The sequence below is a fragment of the Coprococcus intestinalis genome (assembly GCF_023656595.1).
In the GTDB taxonomy this organism is placed as follows: Bacteria; Bacillota; Clostridia; order Lachnospirales; family Lachnospiraceae; genus Coprococcus_A; species Coprococcus_A intestinihominis.
Map to the genome: position 1 here is coordinate 169078 of NZ_JAMOKJ010000003.1, position 18282 is coordinate 187359.

16 protein-coding genes are annotated in these 18282 nt (G+C 44.1%); 6 read left to right on the plus strand and 10 right to left on the minus strand.

What is annotated here, in order from left to right; all coding sequences use genetic code 11:
* Positions 1–37 precede the first annotated feature (37 nt).
* From NBH03_RS03660 to NBH03_RS03670, 3 genes are all read right to left on the minus strand, one after another.
* The gene (locus NBH03_RS03660; protein WP_147322316.1) at positions 38–364 is read right to left on the minus strand and encodes a hypothetical protein; all 327 of its coding nucleotides are present in this window, start codon (positions 362–364) and stop codon (positions 38–40) included.
* An 87-nt stretch (positions 365–451) separates the two neighbouring features.
* Complete coding sequence (locus tag NBH03_RS03665) at positions 452–1378, minus strand: rhomboid family intramembrane serine protease (RefSeq protein WP_227081437.1); 927 nt, start codon at positions 1376–1378, stop codon at positions 452–454.
* A 15-nt stretch (positions 1379–1393) separates the two neighbouring features.
* Positions 1394–1810: a LysM peptidoglycan-binding domain-containing protein gene (locus tag NBH03_RS03670; protein WP_117539460.1), complete on the minus strand. Its 417-nt coding sequence runs from the start codon at positions 1808–1810 to the stop codon at positions 1394–1396.
* Positions 1811–2073: 263 nt separating this feature from the next.
* On the opposite strand from NBH03_RS03670, the gene NBH03_RS03675 reads away from it, so the two are divergent.
* The gene (locus tag NBH03_RS03675; protein WP_250797222.1) at positions 2074–6318 is read left to right on the plus strand and encodes a 2-hydroxyacyl-CoA dehydratase; all 4245 of its coding nucleotides are present in this window, start codon (positions 2074–2076) and stop codon (positions 6316–6318) included.
* A 316-nt stretch (positions 6319–6634) separates the two neighbouring features.
* A complete protein-coding gene (locus NBH03_RS03680; RefSeq protein WP_250797224.1) occupies positions 6635–8299 on the plus strand; it encodes an alpha-glucosidase in 1665 nt (554 codons plus the stop codon).
* A gap of 292 nt (positions 8300–8591) precedes the next feature.
* Here the strand turns inward: NBH03_RS03680 and NBH03_RS03685 are convergent, their stop codons facing one another.
* From NBH03_RS03685 to hisH, 3 genes are read right to left on the minus strand one after another with little or no spacing between them, the layout of a single operon-like run.
* Positions 8592–9266: a uracil-DNA glycosylase gene (locus NBH03_RS03685; RefSeq protein WP_015514023.1), complete on the minus strand. Its 675-nt coding sequence runs from the start codon at positions 9264–9266 to the stop codon at positions 8592–8594.
* A gap of 36 nt (positions 9267–9302) precedes the next feature.
* Positions 9303–10064 (minus strand): imidazole glycerol phosphate synthase subunit HisF, encoded by a 762-nt coding sequence (hisF, locus tag NBH03_RS03690; RefSeq protein WP_250797227.1) that lies wholly within the window; start codon positions 10062–10064, stop codon positions 9303–9305.
* A 14-nt stretch (positions 10065–10078) separates the two neighbouring features.
* A complete protein-coding gene (gene hisH / locus NBH03_RS03695) occupies positions 10079–10690 on the minus strand; it encodes an imidazole glycerol phosphate synthase subunit HisH (protein ID WP_250797234.1) in 612 nt (203 codons plus the stop codon).
* A 299-nt stretch (positions 10691–10989) separates the two neighbouring features.
* Between hisH and NBH03_RS03700 the strand changes: the two genes are divergently transcribed.
* Positions 10990–11193 (plus strand): DUF6465 family protein, encoded by a 204-nt coding sequence (locus NBH03_RS03700; protein ID WP_250797240.1) that lies wholly within the window; start codon positions 10990–10992, stop codon positions 11191–11193.
* A gap of 154 nt (positions 11194–11347) precedes the next feature.
* Here NBH03_RS03700 and NBH03_RS03705 read toward each other — a convergent pair whose 3' ends face one another.
* The 4 genes from NBH03_RS03705 to NBH03_RS03720 form a co-directional block, all read right to left on the minus strand.
* A complete protein-coding gene (locus NBH03_RS03705) occupies positions 11348–12973 on the minus strand; it encodes a sensor histidine kinase (RefSeq protein WP_250797242.1) in 1626 nt (541 codons plus the stop codon).
* A gap of 11 nt (positions 12974–12984) precedes the next feature.
* A complete protein-coding gene (locus NBH03_RS03710) occupies positions 12985–13665 on the minus strand; it encodes a response regulator transcription factor (RefSeq protein ID WP_215632763.1) in 681 nt (226 codons plus the stop codon).
* A gap of 72 nt (positions 13666–13737) precedes the next feature.
* The gene (locus NBH03_RS03715) at positions 13738–15153 is read right to left on the minus strand and encodes a sensor histidine kinase (RefSeq protein WP_250797243.1); all 1416 of its coding nucleotides are present in this window, start codon (positions 15151–15153) and stop codon (positions 13738–13740) included.
* 1 nt (position 15154) lies between these two features.
* Positions 15155–15859 (minus strand): response regulator transcription factor, encoded by a 705-nt coding sequence (locus NBH03_RS03720; protein WP_250797245.1) that lies wholly within the window; start codon positions 15857–15859, stop codon positions 15155–15157.
* A gap of 151 nt (positions 15860–16010) precedes the next feature.
* Here NBH03_RS03720 and NBH03_RS03725 point away from each other — a divergent pair, with 151 nt between their 5' ends.
* Genes NBH03_RS03725 through NBH03_RS03735 form a run of 3 tightly spaced genes read left to right on the plus strand, consistent with a single transcriptional unit; the run spans position 16011 to position 18282 of the window.
* The gene (locus NBH03_RS03725) at positions 16011–16775 is read left to right on the plus strand and encodes an ABC transporter ATP-binding protein (RefSeq protein ID WP_250797247.1); all 765 of its coding nucleotides are present in this window, start codon (positions 16011–16013) and stop codon (positions 16773–16775) included.
* Positions 16772–17497 carry an ABC transporter permease gene (locus tag NBH03_RS03730; protein WP_250797248.1) on the plus strand — a complete coding sequence of 242 codons (726 nt, stop codon included), beginning with the start codon at positions 16772–16774 and terminating at the stop codon, positions 17495–17497. The genes NBH03_RS03725 and NBH03_RS03730 overlap by 4 nt, the downstream gene beginning before the upstream one ends.
* Before the next feature lie 11 nt (positions 17498–17508).
* Entirely contained in the window at positions 17509–18282 is a 774-nt protein-coding gene (locus NBH03_RS03735; RefSeq protein ID WP_250797253.1) for an ABC transporter permease, read from the plus strand.

The following is an 18282-nucleotide window of genomic DNA, read 5'->3' on the forward strand; positions in this document are numbered from 1 at the left end:
ACCGACCGCTTCAGTTGTTTCTTCCAGTCGAACTCGATCAGATATTCTCTCCGGAATCTCTTAAATATGCCCTGATATCTGTGCTTCCTGTCTTCTTCAGAACATCAAGCACAATCTCTCCCGCCAGCAGACAGGCCTCCCTGTAACTGCCGGCAAGTCCGATAACCAGCTGATCCTTCGGATACTGCTTCGATACACGAAGCAGGTCGCTGCCACATATATCTATCAGATCATCCTTACAGGCAGCCGGCATCAGACAATAGGTGCCTGTCAGCCGTTTTGTATGCTGAATCGCATACTGATAATACATTTTCTTTCCCTGAATGGATTTTCCCAAATACATTTTGTTATACCAGCGCATCATTAACTCCTGCTAATCATTGATAGTCTTTCCACTTTTATCATAATTAAACACAACCGCTTATCTTTTATAGCTGAAGGGCATCCCCCTCTACTGAACATGGGTATGGGTAAAAAGGTGGTCCTGACAATATTCATAGTTGCCGTTGCACTTGGAACAGAAGCGGAATTCCAGCTCCGGATTCGTCTCCTCCGTTCTTCCGCATACCGCGCAGCGATGTCTGCTCGGCATCTTCTTCACCGCCTTCTTGTAAGCCGCCCGTCTATGCATCTGGGCCGGTGAAACTCTCTTTCTCATGAAGCCAAAGAAAAAGATTACAAAATTGAGAAGTGCCATGGCAATAGAAATCTTCGTCCCGATGTTGCCGACGACCATCTCATACACAAACAATGCAATGTCCAGATAAGCCAACCACTTGATCTTGATCGGGATCAAAAACATCAAAAGCATCTCCATATCTGGAAAAACAAACGCAAAGGCCAGGAACAGAGACATATTAATATAATAGGTATCCATGAGATAAACCTGTCCAGTTATGAAATAGGCGGCAAAAGAACCGATAATGGTAAATAAAACACCTGCAAAATAATACAGGTTAAATCTAAACGCCCCCCAAACGCGCTCCAGTGTCTGTCCAAGCATATAATAAAGATACAAAGTAAAAATAAAAAAGATCACATTCGAATTCGGTGACTGGATCAGAAATGTCACAAGTCGCCATACTTCACCGTGCAGGATCCGATAGGGATTCAAGCTCAGATAATAATAGTAAACCTGTGGTGATGCAATGTTGATAAATAAACCGATAATGTATAAAACGCAGATGTATTTCATCAGACCGGGAATCGCATAGCGGCCGAATTTTCTCTCCATTTTATTTAAAAATTTCTCCAATAGATTCTCTCCTTTACGTTTATTCTTATAAGCTATGCTGTAATTATAGATTTTCCATGAATTTTTGTCAATCAATACGGTGTAAAATATACAACTGCACAGCAGCGGATGGACAATATGCATCCGCTGCTGCCACTACTACTGTGCTTCCTGTCTCCGACGAAGAATCCGATTCGAAGGAATATTCAATACTGTTCCTTCGGCATAGGCCGGAGAAATGTCCTCATTGAGCTTCTGAAGTTCTTCATAAGTCAATCTGAAGGTCTGAAGGATTGCATCCAGTGTCTCTCCTGCCCGGACAATATACGGCAATGTCTCAGCATTGTCATGATCTGCATCCGGCATCTCCCAACTGCTCACCGGGACACAGATTTTGTCACCCACCTGAAGATTATAGATACGCACCCCCGGATTCATCCAGATCAGATCCGCAACTTTCACATCATAAACACGACTTATTTTGTATAGGGTATCTCCCTTTTTAACCACATGAACAACGCCTCTGCAGGGGCGTCCATTAACATTCTCACCGCTGACATAATAATTCATGGTCATTCATTCCTGCCTTTTTATTATAATCTATGCGGCTCATTTTTAAAATGTGCAAAGAGAATTTTCTTCTTTTTTATAGAAATGTTTACCTTTTTTTAATGGTTTTCAAAAAAGTTGACGGTTGTTTTTTACAACATCATGTCGTATAATAAGATGGACTTGCTATCACGCAATTCATAGTTTCCTATTTTATATAGACTATTTTGTCTATTCATATATTTACATAAGGAGGGTAGTGATTCCCCTTTCGGAATCAGCTTTTATTTATGGATGCAACTTTATTTTTAGGTATTGATGTCGGCTCCACTACCGTCAAGGTAGCCATTTTGGATTCAGACAACAACGTCCTTTTTTCCGATTACGAAAGACATTTTGCCAATATCAGAGAGACACTGCTCGATCTGATGACAAAAGCCCGTGCGGAACTTGGAGACCGCGATCTTCATCCGATGATCACCGGTTCCGGCGGTATGTCCATCTCCAAATATATTCATGTTCCTTTTGTTCAGGAAGTTATCTCCGTTTCCAGTGCCCTTGGCTATTTTGCGCCGAAGACAGATGTTGCCATTGAGCTTGGCGGTGAAGATGCAAAGATCATTTATTTTGAAAACGGCAATGTGGAACAGCGTATGAACGGTATCTGTGCCGGCGGTACAGGTTCTTTTATCGACCAGATGGCCAGTCTTCTTGAGACAGATGCCCCTGGATTAAATGAATATGCGAAGAATTACAAAGCAATTTATCAGATTGCCGCCAGGTGCGGCGTTTTTGCCAAGACAGATATCCAGCCTCTGATCAATGACGGTGCTTCCAAGGAAGACTTATCTGCTTCCATTTTCCAGGCCGTTGTCAATCAGACCATCAGCGGTCTGGCCTGCGGTAAACCGATCCGCGGTCATGTGGCATTTCTTGGCGGTCCGCTCCACTTCCTTTCAGAGCTGAAGGCAGCTTTTATCCGCACGCTTCACCTGACAGACGAAGAAGTCATTGCACCAGCCAATTCCCATTTGTTTGCAGCTATGGGTGCCGCTATGAACTACAAGGCTGATGTGACCACTTCCATTGACGAGCTGATTCGTCTGCTCTCTTCCGATATCAAGATTCAGGCAGAGACCGCCCGTATGGATCCGCTCTTTAAGAATCAGGAAGAATACGATGCCTTTAAGAAATGGCATTCCGTACATACTGTAACAGAAGGCAATCTTGCTGATTACCACGGCAAATGTTTCCTTGGCATCGATGCCGGTTCCACAACAACAAAGGTTGCTGTTGTCGGCGAAGACGGCACCCTGCTCTATTCCTTCTACAGCAACAACAATGGCAGCCCATTAAAGACAGCAATCCGTTCCATCCAGGAGATTAAGAATATTCTCCCTGCAGATGTCGAAATCGTTCGTTCATGCTCAACAGGTTACGGCGAAGCACTGATGAAGTCTGCATTTATGCTGGATGAAGGCGAAGTTGAGACAGTGGCTCATTACTATGCTGCCGCTTTCTTTGAACCGGACGTGGATTGTATCCTCGACATCGGCGGACAGGATATGAAGTGTATCAAGATTCGCAATAAAACCGTTGATAATGTGCTTCTGAACGAAGCATGTTCCTCAGGATGCGGCTCTTTCATCGAAACATTCGCCCATTCTCTGAATTATTCTGTGGAAGACTTTGCAAAGATTGCCATTTTTGCCAAACATCCGATTGACCTTGGTTCCAGATGTACTGTTTTCATGAATTCCAATGTCAAACAGGCTCAGAAGGAAGGGGCCGAAGTCGGCGATATCTCCGCCGGACTGGCTTATTCCGTTATCAAGAATGCGCTGCTGAAGGTTATCAAACTGACAGACCCGAAGGATCTGGGTAAAAAAGTCGTTGTACAGGGCGGTACCTTCTACAATGATGCCGTACTGAGAAGCTTTGAACTGATTTCCGGCTGCAAGGCTGTTCGTCCGAACATCGCCGGCATCATGGGTGCTTTTGGTGCTGCCCTGATTGCCCGTGACCGTTATACAGGCGAAGCAACAACAATGCTCTCTCTTGATGACATCATCAACCTGAAATACACAACGAGTATGACTCGCTGCGGCGGATGCACCAATCATTGCCGTCTGACAGTGAACAAATTCACCGGCAACAGACGCTATATCTCCGGCAACAGATGTGAAGTCGGCCTCGGTCGTGCTAAGACAAACAGCGACGTGCCGAACCTTTTTGAATACAAATACAATCGTATTTTTAACTACAAACCATTAGACAAGGCCACTGCCCCACGAGGCATCGTCGGTATTCCGAGAGTTCTGAATATGTATGAGAACTATCCGTTCTGGCATACTTTCTTTACTGAGCTCGGATTTTCTGTTGTGCTTTCACCGGAATCTACCCATGAAATTTACAATCTTGGTATTGAATCCATTCCGAGTGAATCCGCCTGCTATCCGGCCAAGCTTGTTCATGGTCATATTATGTGGCTGCTGCAGCATGATGTGAAATTCATCTTCTATCCATGTATTCCTTATGAGCGCAAGGAAACAGAAGGTGCCACCAACAACTACAACTGCCCGATTGTTACTTCTTATGCTGAGAATATCAAGAATAACGTTGAAGAACTGGCTGATCCTTCCATTCTGTTTATGAATCCTTTCATGACTTTTGAAAGTGAACGTCATCTGGAAGAACGTCTTGTTGAAGAGTTTGCTGCACGCTTCAGTATTGACCCTCGTGAGATCAAAGAAGCCGTCCAGAAGTCCTGGAAAGAGCTTGAACTTGTCCACACTTCTGTTCAGCGCCATGGTGAGATGACCCTGGCTTACATGAAGCAGCACCATATGAAAGGTATTGTCCTTGCCGGACGTCCTTACCATATTGATAAAGAGATCAACCATGGTATTCCTGAGCTGATCACTTCTTATGGCTTTGCAGTGCTGACAGAGGATTCCATCTCCCATCTGGCCAAACCGGACCGTCCGCTCATCGTTTCCGATCAGTGGATGTATCATTCCAGACTCTATTGTGCCGCTGAATATGTCAAAGAACACGAAGATCTGGAACTGATTCAGCTGAACTCCTTCGGCTGCGGTCTGGATGCAGTTACAACAGATCAGGTGAAGGATATCTTAAACGGTTCCGGACGCCTGTATACATGTCTGAAGATTGATGAAGTCAGCAACCTCGGTGCTGCCCGTATCCGTATCCGTTCTCTGATTGCAGCTATCCGTCTGCGTGAGCAGCATGGTATCCACGGTCATATTGAAAGCAGTGCCCATCATCGTCAGCTGTTCACAAAAGAAATGCGTGCAGACAACTACACCATTCTTGTTCCGAATATGTCACCGATTCATTTCGATCTGCTGATCCCGGCTCTTCGCCATGAAGGTCTGAACTGCGAACTGCTGCCTGACTGCGATAAAGAAGCCATCAATACCGGTTTGAAATACGTCAACAATGATGCCTGCTACCCATCCATCTGCGTTGTCGGCCAGATTATGAAGGCACTGCTCTCCGGCAAATATGACTTAAATCATGTAGCTATCGCCATGACCCAGACCGGTGGCGGCTGCCGTGCAACCAACTATGTTGGGTTTATCCGCCGTGCCCTTGGCAATGCCGGTATGTCACAGATTCCGGTTGTCTCCATCAGTGCGCAGGGTATCGAGAAGAATCCTGGATTCAAATACACACTGCCAATGTTAAAGAATGCCCTCCAGGCGATTGTCTACGGTGATCTTTTCATGCGCATACTTTATGCGACACGTCCTTATGAAAAGGTTCCAGGTTCTGCCAATGCGCTCCATGAGAAATGGAAGAATATCTGTCTGGATTCCATGATCGGCAAAGGCAAAAACAGTTTCAAACAGAACGTCAAAGGTATTATCCATGACTTTGATAATCTTCCGCTGGATGAAACCATCAAGAAGCCAAGAGTCGGTATTGTAGGTGAGATCCTTGTTAAGTTCTCACCGTCTGCCAACAACTATCTTGTGGATCTTCTCGAATCCGAGGGTGCTGAAGCTGTCATGCCTGATCTTCTGGACTTCCTTCTCTACTCATTCTACAACTCGAATTTTAAGTATGAGAAGCTTGGCAAATCCAAGAAGGGACAGATTCTCGGCAATGCCGGTATCGCTTTCCTTGAAGCCATCCGCAAGACCGCCAGCGATGAATTAAAAGCCAGCAAACGCTTTGACCCGCCTGCCAACATTCGTGATCTGGCGAAATACGCAGAACCAATTGTTTCCATCGGCAATCAGACCGGTGAAGGATGGTTCCTGACAGGTGAAATGATGGAACTGATCCACAACGGTGCACCGAACATCGTTTGTACACAGCCATTCGGCTGCCTGCCAAACCATATCGTTGGCAAAGGTGTTATCAAGGAACTGCGCCATCAGCATCCTGAAGCCAATATCGTAGCCATTGATTATGACCCGGGTGCCAGTGAAGTCAACCAGGTCAACCGAATCAAACTGATGCTGGCAACAGCCAACAAAAACTTACATAAGAAACTTGACGCATAAAAGATAAAATACAACACGTCCAGTCATTACAGATTGTATAACTATCTGCAAACAGGCTCATCGCCAAACGTTTTCAGAAAGTTATGCATCTCGTAATTATTTTGACGTGTTGTATTTTTTCTATATTCATAATAGGTCACTCCTATCACGATATTTTTATGGCAATTTTATTCCACTCTGAGTATCAATTTGAAGGCTTGGGATTTTTCCATTTACAGCAATATATTTGTTTGATCAAGTTTTCTTCCAATGTAACGGATTTCATGATAGAATATTTACGCAATTTTGATTTTATTTTCCTTTAGGAGGTTTTGATATGAAGAAGCAATGGTGGCACGACAAGGTGGCTTATCAGATTTACCCAAAGAGCTTTATGGACAGCAACGGTGATGGCATTGGCGATCTGCGTGGCATTATTTCGAAACTGGATTATCTGAAAGAACTTGGTATAGATATTCTGTGGCTTTCCCCTATCTACCGCTCTCCCCTTGTTGATCAAGGATATGATATTTCTGATTATTATGCCATTGGTGAGCAGTTCGGTACTATGGAGGAATTTGATGAACTGATCGCAGAAACGAAGAAAAGAAATATGTATGTGCTGATGGATCTGGTTGTCAATCACTGTTCCAGTGAACACGAATGGTTTAAAAAAGCCATGACTGACCCGGAGGGTGAATACGGCGATTATTTTTATATCCGTGAGAGCAAAGACGGACAGCCCATCAACAATGCCCGCTCTTATTTCGGTGGCAATATCTGGGAACCGATTCCGGGCACTAACAAATATTACCTTCATATGTTTGCCAAAGAACAGCCTGACCTCAACTGGGAGAATCCAAAGGTTCGACAGGAGATTTACAAAATGGTCAACTGGTGGCTGGACAAAGGACTGGCCGGCTTTCGAATTGATGCTATTATCAATATCAAAAAGAATCTTGATTTTCCAATGCTTGAGCCGGACGGCCTGGACGGTCTTGCTTTCTGTACCAAAACCCTTGGTACAAAAGACGGGGTCTCTGAAATGCTCGGCGAATTAAAACGTGAAACCTTTGATAAGCATGGTGCTTTTACTGTGGGTGAAGTTTTTAATATTACCGATGATGATCTGTCTGATTTTATCGGAGAAAATGGTTATTTTTCAACTATTTTCGACTTCAGTACGGAACTTCTCTCCGCCGGTGAACACGGTTGGTATGATGCCCCTGACGTTGCTTTCCCTGCATGGAAAAAAGCTATTTTTCATGCCCAGGATCAAGCTTATGGCTGTGGTTTCGAATCCAATATTATCGAGAATCATGACGAGCCCCGGGGTGTTTCTCGATATCTTCCGGTTTATGCCCGTAATTCCTGCGGCACCAAAATGCTCGGCACTATGAGTCTGCTGCTTCGCGGTCTGCCGTTTATTTTCCAGGGGCAGGAAATCGGCATGACCAACACAAATTGGCAAAGTGTTGATGAATTTGACGATCTCAATACCGTTGATCAATATCATCTGGCTCTGAAAGCCGGTTTATCAGAAAAAGATGCCTTAGATAAAATCGGCAGACTCAGCCGTGATAACGCCAGAACCCCAATGCAGTGGAACACTTCTTCCAATGCAGGGTTTACAACAGGAATACCATGGCTCCGCTTAAATGACAACTACCCGGATGTCAATGTGGCAACCCAGGAGAAAGACACCGACTCTGTTTTAAACTACTATAAAAAACTGATTGCACTGCGTAAATCCGATACATACAAAGATATTTTTACCTACGGAAAAACTATTCCTGTATTTCTGGAAAAAGAGATGCTGATGGCTTACTGCCGCGAAAAAGACGACAAACGTATTCTTGTTCTTGGAAACTTCGGTGAAAAGAAAGAAGCGCTTCATCTGTCAGCCGAACCAAAGAAGCTCCTTTTATCTAACATGAACCACACAGAAATTGGTCAGGATATTATACTTGCACCACAGGAAAGCGCTGTTGTTCTTTTATAGCTCATTGCCATACTAAAATCGACGACTTCTTACACGTACTATTATACAGTTTCATTATACAGTTTCATAATTCGACAACTATTTTTATATAAAAGAAAAACAGCCTGTCTCTTGAATCAATTCACATTTACAACATTATACAATTCATCCAATAAACATTTAGCGAATGAATTGTATAACGTGAATTGTCAAAAAACAACTGCTGTTTTTCTATAAAACAACTGTTCAAAGCCAACTTCCAAAATGCTTCGCATTTTGTCAGTTATATGAAATTGTGCTTGGCTCTGAACAGTTATATATTTTCAATTTGCCAATCAATAGGTGCTACACCATGCTCCTCCAGAAACCTGTTTGTCTGACTGAATGGTTTGCTGCCGAAAAATCCTCTGTAAGCCGAAAGAGGGCTTGGATGCGGTGCTTCCAGTATCAGATGATGCGGATTGTTCAGCATGGCTTTCTTCTGCTGTGCCGGACGCCCCCAGAGAATAAACACGATCGGTCTGTCCTGCTGATTCAATATCTTAATAGCTGCATCTGTGAACTGTTCCCAGCCGATTCCTCTATGGGAATTTGCCTGATGAGCACGAACGGTCAAAACTGTATTCAAGAGCAGCACACCCTGTTTCGCCCATTTCTCAAGATAGCCGTTATTTGGAATATAGCATCCGAGATCATCCTGCAGTTCCTTGTAGATGTTTTCCAGTGACGGCGGGATCGCCACCTGAGGCTGAACAGAAAAACACAGTCCATGCGCCTGTCCATCCCCGTGATAAGGATCCTGCCCCAGAATAACCACCTTGACATCCTCTAAAGGTGTCACCTCAAAAGCATGAAAAATCATATCCGAGGGCGGGAAAATCTGATGTGTCGTATATTCCTCTTTCACTTTCTTATATAATTGCGCATAATAAGGCTTGGCAAATTCCGGTTTCAACGGTTCCAGCCAGTCATTGGCGATTGCTCCCATGCAAAGTTCCCCCATTCATAAAATAATAGTAACTGTTTATAATCGGACACTGACTGAACGGGAGGCAAGATATTCTTTCAAATCCCGGATTTCAAGCTCTTTGTAATGAAACAGTGAAGCCGCCAGTGCAGCATCTGCCTTTCCCTCCGTCAACGCATCATAAAAATGCGCCATTGTACCTGCACCACCGGAAGCAATGACAGGAACTGAAACCGCTTCTGCTACAGTCCTTGTCAGTTCAATATCATATCCGGCCTTTGTGCCATCGCAGTCCATACTGGTGAGAAGGATTTCACCTGCACCGAGATCACAGACTCTCTTCGCCCATTCAACAGCATCAATACCTGTATCTATTCTACCGCCATGTTTATAAATTGTCCAGCCTTCGCCGTTGGCTCTTTTCTTGGCATCAATGGCCACTACCACACACTGGCTGCCGAACTTCTCCGCCGCCTCATGGATCAGTTCCGGACGGTCAATGGCCGCTGAATTAACAGAAACCTTATCTGCACCTTCCCGCAAAACTTCGCGAAAATCATCTACTGTACGGATACCGCCGCCGACAGTAAAAGGAATAAACACCTTTTCTGCCACTCTGCGCACAAGATCCACCACTGTATTTCTTCCATCACTGGAAGCTGTGATATCCAGAAAGACAACTTCATCCGCACCGGCCTGATCATAAGCTGCCGCAATCTCCACCGGATCACCGGCATCCTTCAGATTCACAAAATTCACACCTTTGACAACACGTCCGTTATTGACATCCAGACATGGAATAATTCTCTTTGTAAACATATCTTTCCTCCGTCCTACAGCCGTAAATCAGCAAAATTCTTCAAAATTCTAAGACCCAGTTCACTGCTCTTCTCCGGATGGAACTGACAGGCAAAAATATTATCATGTTCCACAGCAGCATGGATATCCGTACTGTACCAGGTTGTTGCCGCCACATCTTCAGGATTCCTTGCTTTCAGATAATAAGAATGTACAAAATACATATACGACTGACGGTCTATTCCTTCAAAAAGCCTGCTGTCTTCCTTAATATCAATAGAATTCCAGCCCATATGCGGAATCTTCAGCCCTTCTGCCGCCGGTATACGAAGGATTTCCCCCGGAAGCAGACCCAGGCCCTTTACCCCCGGCGTCTCTTCACTGCTGTCAAACAACAGCTGCAATCCGAGACAGATACCGAGAAACGGCTTTCCTGACTTCACAGCATCCTGAATGGTCTCCACAAGGTCATAGCTGTGAAGCCGCTCCATAGCATCACCGAAGGCACCTACGCCCGGAAGTACCACCCGGTCAGCCCCCAAAATCGCTTTCCTGTCTCTTGTAATGACTGCATCTTCATTTAAATACTGAAAAGCCTTCTCCACACTCTTCATATTGCCCGCATCATAGTCGATGATCGCTATCATAGGTTATCCTCCATTTATTTCAAAACTCGCTTCCAAAGGTATAGCAAACAAAATCCTTTTTCAGGCTGCTATACTTTCTTACGTTAGCACGCAACAGTTAATGTTTCTTCGATTTTACCACATCATCACCATCTGTGCCAGATATTTTATCAAATTATCTGCAATTTAGTTATATTTGTCTGTATTTCTTCAAATCCACAGGAAATTTATGTTACATTTACATTTGCTTTTTAAGACGTTTTGTAATATGATAAATATGTATGTTTTTATTCATAAGGTAAAGTAAGGAGGCTATTTATATGAAAACGGCATTTTACGTAGAATCTTATGGCAGACAGGTTGAAGAAAAGGCTTTGATCGTCAAGATCAAAGAGATCTGGGTTGCAGAAGGCAACAAGATCAAAGACATCAAGGATTTAAATATTTATGCAAAACCTGAAGATGACGCCTGCTACTATACTATTAACGGCAACTTTTCAGGTCATATCAAATTGTATGAATAATGGCAGCATAACCCAACACGTTATTGCGAATCGATTTCTACATACAAACAGCAAAGAGGCTTCTGGATCAATTGATGCAAAAGCCTCTTTATCATTATCAGAATTCTATGATCTTTATAAAGATTCTGACATCCATCATTCCGCCAAAACTCCCTTATGCCTGTTCCTGGATCATCTCCGCCGCATCCTGGCAATCCAGTTCAAACCAGAAGGAAACGCCGTCCTCACAGTTGTAAACGCCGTATGGCTGTCCCAGCTGCTCCATGGATGCCTTGACAATGGAAAGGCCGACACCGCTGCCGCCGTACTCCCTTGTTCTCGCTTTATCCACCTTGTAGAATTTATCCCAGAGTTTTGACAGATCTTCCTCCGGTATCTGCTCACCGGTATTGTGAACCGTAATCTTAACCGTCTTTTCCTTCTTCTCAAGCTGAATATCAATGCGTTTCTCCCCATCTGCATGGTTGATGGCATTGGTCAGATAATTCGTAAATGCCTCTTCTGACATATACGCATCACTCCATACGTAGATTGGCGCATCCTCATCAAAGGCAAGATTGATCTCTTTTTGCTTCAATAAAATATCTGACTTGGCGATCACTGCACGGATCATGGCAATGATATCAAAATGTTCCATAGTCACTGTATTGTAGCCAAACTCCAGCTGATTCAGATCCATGATCTTTTTCACCATCTGATTCATCTTGCGGGCTTCATCCACAATGACTTCACAGTAAAACTCTTTACTCTCCTCATCGTCATTGATGTTGTCCATCAGGCCCTCTGCATATCCCTGGATCAAAGCGATCGGCGTCTTCAGCTCATGGGATACATTGGACAGGAACTCTTTACGCATAGCATCGATCTGTTCCTTCTTCTCAAGATCCTTCTTCAGCTCCGTATTGGCCTCTTTCAATTCTGCCAACGCCTGTTCCAGCGTCTCAGACAACATATTCATGCTATTTCCGAGAACACCGACTTCATCCTCTGTCTTCACTTCGTATTTGGCCGTGAAATCCAGTTCAGACATTCGCTTTGCAATATTCGTCAGCACAGTGATCGGGCCCAGAAAGCGATTGCTGACAAAATACATCACCACAAACCCGATAAGCGCGGCAACCAGGGAAATATATAGAAAAAACTGGTTCGACAGTGCTGCACTTTCTGTAATGCTTGAGAAAGAGGCACGGATCAAAATATGATCTCCATTCTTAAATGTACCGGCAAGATAGATATACGATGCACCCAGACGCTTGACATTGACTTTCTCAATCTCATAGCTATCCGTCTTAACCGAGGCTGCATCACCGGACTTGTCCGCATTGATATAATCGCTGTAAATATTACTGCTCTCAACCTTGCTGTTCTGATTCATACCCAGAGATGAATATAAAAGCAGTTTCGTATTGCTCTTGAGCATATAATCAAAAATCGGGCTGCTCATATCCCTGTAAATAATAACCGACAGATTTCTTGTCTGGCTCAGTTTGTCCAACTGCAGATAAAGTTCATCGGAAATACCGCTGTCTGGTATAGCATAGCTTTCCAAACTCTCATCTGTACTGCTGCTTTCCCCGGATTCTGTCGTCTTCCCCTGCAGCTCCGCCGCATACATATCGTCAATCTTCTCAAATGTAGAAATCAGCGTCTGATTCTTCTTGGCCAGATAAAACCTCTTCAGAAAAATATTACTGAGCAGCACAGACGAAACAGATATCAGCAATACTATTCCAATGAGGATCAACGATAATTTGACCTTTAATGATTTTTTTCGAAACATACTACCGCCTCTTACTGATCGACTTCGAATTTATAGCCCATACCCCAGATTGTCTTAATATACTCGCCCTTAGCTCCCAGCTTGCTTCTGAGCTTCTTCACATGGGTATCAATGGTTCTGGCATCACCAAAATAATCATAATTCCATACATTGTTCAGAATACGTTCTCTGGACAAGGCCACCCCCTGATTGGACATGAAATAAGCCAACAATTCAAATTCCTTATAGCTGAGTTCTACAGACTTGCCATCAATCAGTACTTCATGGGCAGCCTTATTTAGTTCAATACCGCCGGCTTCCATGGTATCATCTGCCGCCAGCACATTGCTTCTCCGAAGGATGGCCTCGACTCTCGCCACAAGGATCTTCGGACTGAAGGGTTTCGTAATATACTCATCCACGCCGAGATCAAAGCCCTGCAGCTCATCCTTCTCATCACTTTTGGCTGTCAGCATAATAATCGGAACCTTGGAGTACTGTCTGATCTCACGGCATACCTGCCAGCCATCCATCTTTGGCATCATCACATCCAGAATGATCAGTGCAATATCCTTCACTTCAAAGAACTTGTCCACCGCTTCCTCGCCGTCTCCGGCCTCAATAACAGTAAATCCTTTCTTCGTCAAAAAGTCCTTCACAAGCTTCCTCATTCTGCTCTCATCATCTACCACTAAAATCTTCAAACTTTCCATATATACTCTACCTCACATTCCGCTTGGGTATTCTTCTCCATTTTCATATTGTATTTATAGTATACCAGAGATTTATGATAAATGTGTGATTTTTTCACATGGAATTATCAGTGTCACATGAAAGCCTCCGTAGGTTCCGCGGGAGATTGTCATTGCTCCGCCATGTCCCTCTATGATCTGCCTAACGATCAAAAGTCCCAATCCGTGCTGTTGTCCATCCACATTCGTGTCACAGACCATGTAATGAGGCACATGGTTAAGCTTTTCAATCTGTTCATCAGAAACACCCTCTCCGTTATCATCCACGCAAATCATGCAGCTGCCGTCTTTTGCCTCAACAGACACATCGATTTGACACCCGTTCTCATTATGGACCATGCTGTTTTGCAGCAAATTGACAACGGCACGTTTCAGCAATTCCCTGTCCGCCTCTATTTCACATACCTGCAATGCAGCATCCGTTTTCCATTCAATAAGAAATCTGTCATCCACGGCCATATTCATAAAATCCACCACCACCTGACGGACGATGGCAACGGCGTTCTCCCGCTTTTTCATTAACGGCTGCATATGATATTCCAGTTTTGAGGCAAGATTCAGATCATTGATGAGATTTTTTATCCGTGCGCTCTGCTTCACAATCGCAGCAGCTTTTTTACGTTCATCCTCTGAAAGATGATGTGAATTTTCCAGCTGTCCGGCATACCCCATCACCACAGACAACGGCGTCCGGATGTCATGGGAAACACCGGCGATCCAGTTGGCCCTTGCCCTTTCTTTTTTTCTCAGCTGCTCCTGCTGCTTCTGCAAAATATCCGAAGCACGATTAATATTCGTGCAGATTTCTGAAAGCACCCCTGTCTCCGGAATATGCACAGGCTCACCAGCTGATAAATTCTGAATACCTTTGATCATAGGTTGGACCGACTTCAAAAGCTTACCATTCACCAACATATAAATGGCAAGTATCAGTACCAGATTAATCAGAAGTATTTTCAAAAATATATACGGCAAATCACGAATCAGACTGTAATCCCAACTGGCTCTCATGTGCTTCCAAAAGCTGTCCTTTGAGAATCCCAATACCACAATCCCGTTTTCATTGTTCCCCACATAGGTGGGATACCCCTTGAGATAGCCAACACTTAAAGCTGCAATGTCAGATAAACTGTAATGATTCGGAATCATCTCGGGTACATTATGACTTTTCCATTCGGTCTGCAAGGTATCATTGCCGATAAAAATCGCCCATATATTTTTTTCTTCTAATTCAGAAGATACCTCTTCCGAAAGACAGTATGTGCCATCCGGCAAGACCCGCAATGCCTCCCCGGCTTTTTCTGCGATATCATACGGAGAGGTTGTTTCCGTGGGCGCTTTTTCTGACACCAATACCGCATAGACAGCCACATTAATGATAACAAGCAGTACTGCACTCAAAAGCAGAATGCTCACAAAACGCCGTATCAGTTTCGCAGCACTTTTCATGTTATCTGCCCTCCACATTGAGTTTATAGCCCAATCCTTTAATGGTCACCAGCGAAACAGGCTGTGACGGATTTTGTTCTATTTTTTCTCTGATACGGCGTATATGTGCCATTAAAGAATTTTCATAGCCAAAAGGATTATCACCCCATACAGCCTCACACAAAGCATCAATTGTAACAATGCAGCCTGCATTGCGGTACAATGCCCACAGCAGCCTATGTTCCTTTGCAGTCAAAGGAATATGCATACCACTTTTAATCACTTCCGCCCGGGCAAAATCAATCTGACTGTTTTGCAACTGCACCAGAGGATTTTCATCTTTATAACATCTTCTCAAAATGGCCATGATACGAAATAGCAATTCTTTTGGCAAAAACGGTTTGACCATATAATCATCGGCTCCCAGACCGAAACCTCGAAACTTGTCCTCATCTTCTCCCCTGGCTGTCAAAAATAAAACCGGATAATCTCCTTTTTTCTTTAACTGTGTCATCAGATCAAACCCATTCCCATCAGGAAGCATCACATCCAATATCGCCAGTTCCGGCGGACACTTTTTTGCCTCCATCAATGCTTCCCTGACACTTTTCGCAGTTGTTGTATTTTGAAATCCATACGCTTGCAGAATAGAACAAATCATATCCAAAAGTGCCTGCTCATCATCAACCACCAGAATTCGTTTATGCAAAAGGTAATTATCACTCATATTCCTATTCTCCCTTCTCCTTTTTTTCTTATTCTATCATAGAATTCCGGGATTTTTTGCTTGCCGCCAAAATGTAAGGCAAATGTAAGGCTGCGGCAATGCTGATGCAAGGCAGATCCGGTATGCTAAAAAAAAGAAAGGAGTCACAGATATGAACAATATGATCACAACCTGCCATTTAACCAAAAAGTACAAATCCTTTACAGCTGTCAACGATGTCTCCCTGCACATCCAAAAGGGAAGAATCTATGGTTTTCTCGGTCCCAACGGCGCCGGTAAATCCACCACCATGAAAATGCTGCTTGGGCTGACCGCCCCCACAAAGGGCAGTTTCACCATCAACGGCAAACATTTTCCCGATGACCGTCTTGAAATTTTAAAAGGAATCGGTTCATTGATCGAAGCGCCCTCCTTCTATGCCAATCTGACCGGCCGAGAAAATCTTGACATTATCCGCCGTATTCTGGATTTACCGAAACATGCGGTGGATGACGCATTGGCCCTTGTGGGACTGACAGAGTTTGAAAACCGCCTTGCAAAAAAATATTCCCTTGGCATGAAGCAGCGATTAGGCCTTGCAGAAGCACTTCTTGGCCGTCCGCCCATTCTGATTCTGGATGAACCCACCAACGGCCTTGACCCTTCCGGCATTCATGAAATCCGCAATCTGATAAAATCTCTGCCGGCACTTTATGACTGTACTGTTCTTATTTCCTCCCATATGTTGTCGGAAATTGAATTAATAGCAGATGATATCGGTATTCTCAACCACGGACGGCTGTTATTCGAAGGCGAATTGGACGAACTTCGACATTATGCCCTGCAGCGCGGCTTCTCGGCAGATCATCTTGAAGACATGTTCTTGTCCATGATCGAGCAGGACAATCTAAGCAGAAAGCAGAGGGCAAAGCTATGAAAACACTGATCATCGAACTTAAGAAAGAAAAAAGAACCGGTATCATTTTTCTTATGCCCGCCCTGGGTCTTTTAGGCGGTGCATATGCTTTACTCAATTTCATTGTCCGAAAAGATACCCTGTTAAGTCTACCCCTGGCACCTATGACCATTTTGCTGACACAGCTTTACGGTATGATCATGACGCTGAATCTGTTTGGCATCATCGTTGCCGCCTGTATGATCTACAACATAGAATTCAAAGGAAACGCCGTAAAAAAAATGTATGTGCTACCTATACATGTTCCTGACATGTACCTGTGCAAATTTTTGATTCTGACCATCCTGCTTTCCGTTGCCGCAGCACTTCAAAATCTGGCGCTGACTCAAATCGGCATTATATCTTTGCCAGAAGGCACATTTGAGCTGTGCACCCTGATTATCTTTGCCCTTTATTCCTTAATCACCGCAATGCCTGCCTTATCCTTCATGCTCTTCATCGCCTCCCGCTTTGAAAATATGTGGGTACCGCTTGGTATAGGTGTTGCAGGATTCTTAAGCGGCATGGCCCTTGGAACATCAAAAATCAGCCTGTTTCTTACAGACCCTTTCGTGGTGATATTAAAACCCGCTGTTTCTATGTCTGCCGAACCGGATGTATCTGTGATGGTGATCGCCATCATTGAAACACTGCTGTTTCTATTGGCAGGCTTATGGATGTCCGCCCATACCCATTATGAATAGGAGGTTGTAAAATGCGTTTTTCTGAATTGCTTAAAATAGAACTGATGAAATACAGACGTTCCAAAATAATCCCATTGATTTTTATTGCCCCGATCCTGGTAGTCAGCTCCGGTATTGCAAATCTTAGTGCGTATTTCACTCCGGAATACACCAACGCATGGCCTACCATGTTTATTCAGAGCGCTTTGCTCTACGCCTACTACCTGCTGCCTTTCAGCATGATCGTTGTCTGCGTCATGATTGCGAGTCAGGAAACCAATCACAACGGGCTGCTCAAAATGATGTCACTTCCTGTCAGCCGCCAGGCTCTGTCACTGGCCAAATTCTGCATATTGATTTTCTATTTGTTCATGGAAATCTTTGTATTCCTGGCCGTTTTTGTCATTGCAGGCTATATTGCCGTATCGACCTTTGACATCACAGAAGCCCTGCCGATTTCCTACCTTCTGAAATGGTGCGTCGGATTATTTCTAACCATGCTCCCAAGCCTGGCTGTTATGTGGATGCTGACAGTTTTGTTCGAAAAAACCTTATTCTCCGTGGGGCTGAATCTTCTGCTTGTGATCCCCGGCCTTCTGGCAGGTGCCTCCCCGGTATGGTTTCTTTACCCCTACTGTTACAGCGGCTATCTTGTTTCTCTTTCTCTGCATGCATTCACCACAGAGGGCACTGCAGGTACCGCCTTACAGCTTTTTCCCTTTATCCCTTGCGCACTATTGATTTTTCTTTCGGCTCTTTTCATATCCGCCAGTCGCTTTGGCAAACAAACAGATTTACTGAAATAA

Excerpts from the sequence above, each read along its gene's own strand:
- NBH03_RS03710 (WP_215632763.1), bottom strand. The coding sequence starts at position 13,665 with ATGGAAAGTTTGAAGATTTTAGTGGTAGATGATGAGAGCAGAATGAGG.
- NBH03_RS03720 (WP_250797245.1), bottom strand. The coding sequence starts at position 15,859 with ATGAGTGATAATTACCTTTTGCATAAACGAATTCTGGTGGTTGATGAT.
- NBH03_RS03660 (WP_147322316.1), bottom strand. The coding sequence starts at position 364 with ATGATGCGCTGGTATAACAAAATGTATTTGGGAAAATCCATTCAGGGA.
- hisF (WP_250797227.1), bottom strand. The coding sequence starts at position 10,064 with ATGTTTACAAAGAGAATTATTCCATGTCTGGATGTCAATAACGGACGT.
- NBH03_RS03670 (WP_117539460.1), bottom strand. The coding sequence starts at position 1,810 with ATGACCATGAATTATTATGTCAGCGGTGAGAATGTTAATGGACGCCCC.
- NBH03_RS03685 (WP_015514023.1), bottom strand. The coding sequence starts at position 9,266 with ATGGGAGCAATCGCCAATGACTGGCTGGAACCGTTGAAACCGGAATTT.
- NBH03_RS03730 (WP_250797248.1), top strand. The coding sequence starts at position 16,772 with ATGAAAACACTGATCATCGAACTTAAGAAAGAAAAAAGAACCGGTATC.
- NBH03_RS03700 (WP_250797240.1), top strand. The coding sequence starts at position 10,990 with ATGAAAACGGCATTTTACGTAGAATCTTATGGCAGACAGGTTGAAGAA.
- NBH03_RS03680 (WP_250797224.1), top strand. The coding sequence starts at position 6,635 with ATGAAGAAGCAATGGTGGCACGACAAGGTGGCTTATCAGATTTACCCA.
- hisH (WP_250797234.1), bottom strand. The coding sequence starts at position 10,690 with ATGATAGCGATCATCGACTATGATGCGGGCAATATGAAGAGTGTGGAG.
- NBH03_RS03735 (WP_250797253.1), top strand. The coding sequence starts at position 17,509 with ATGCGTTTTTCTGAATTGCTTAAAATAGAACTGATGAAATACAGACGT.
- NBH03_RS03725 (WP_250797247.1), top strand. The coding sequence starts at position 16,011 with ATGAACAATATGATCACAACCTGCCATTTAACCAAAAAGTACAAATCC.
- NBH03_RS03705 (WP_250797242.1), bottom strand. The coding sequence starts at position 12,973 with ATGTTTCGAAAAAAATCATTAAAGGTCAAATTATCGTTGATCCTCATT.
- NBH03_RS03715 (WP_250797243.1), bottom strand. The coding sequence starts at position 15,153 with ATGAAAAGTGCTGCGAAACTGATACGGCGTTTTGTGAGCATTCTGCTT.
- NBH03_RS03665 (WP_227081437.1), bottom strand. The coding sequence starts at position 1,378 with ATGCATATTGTCCATCCGCTGCTGTGCAGTTGTATATTTTACACCGTA.
- NBH03_RS03675 (WP_250797222.1), top strand. The coding sequence starts at position 2,074 with ATGGATGCAACTTTATTTTTAGGTATTGATGTCGGCTCCACTACCGTC.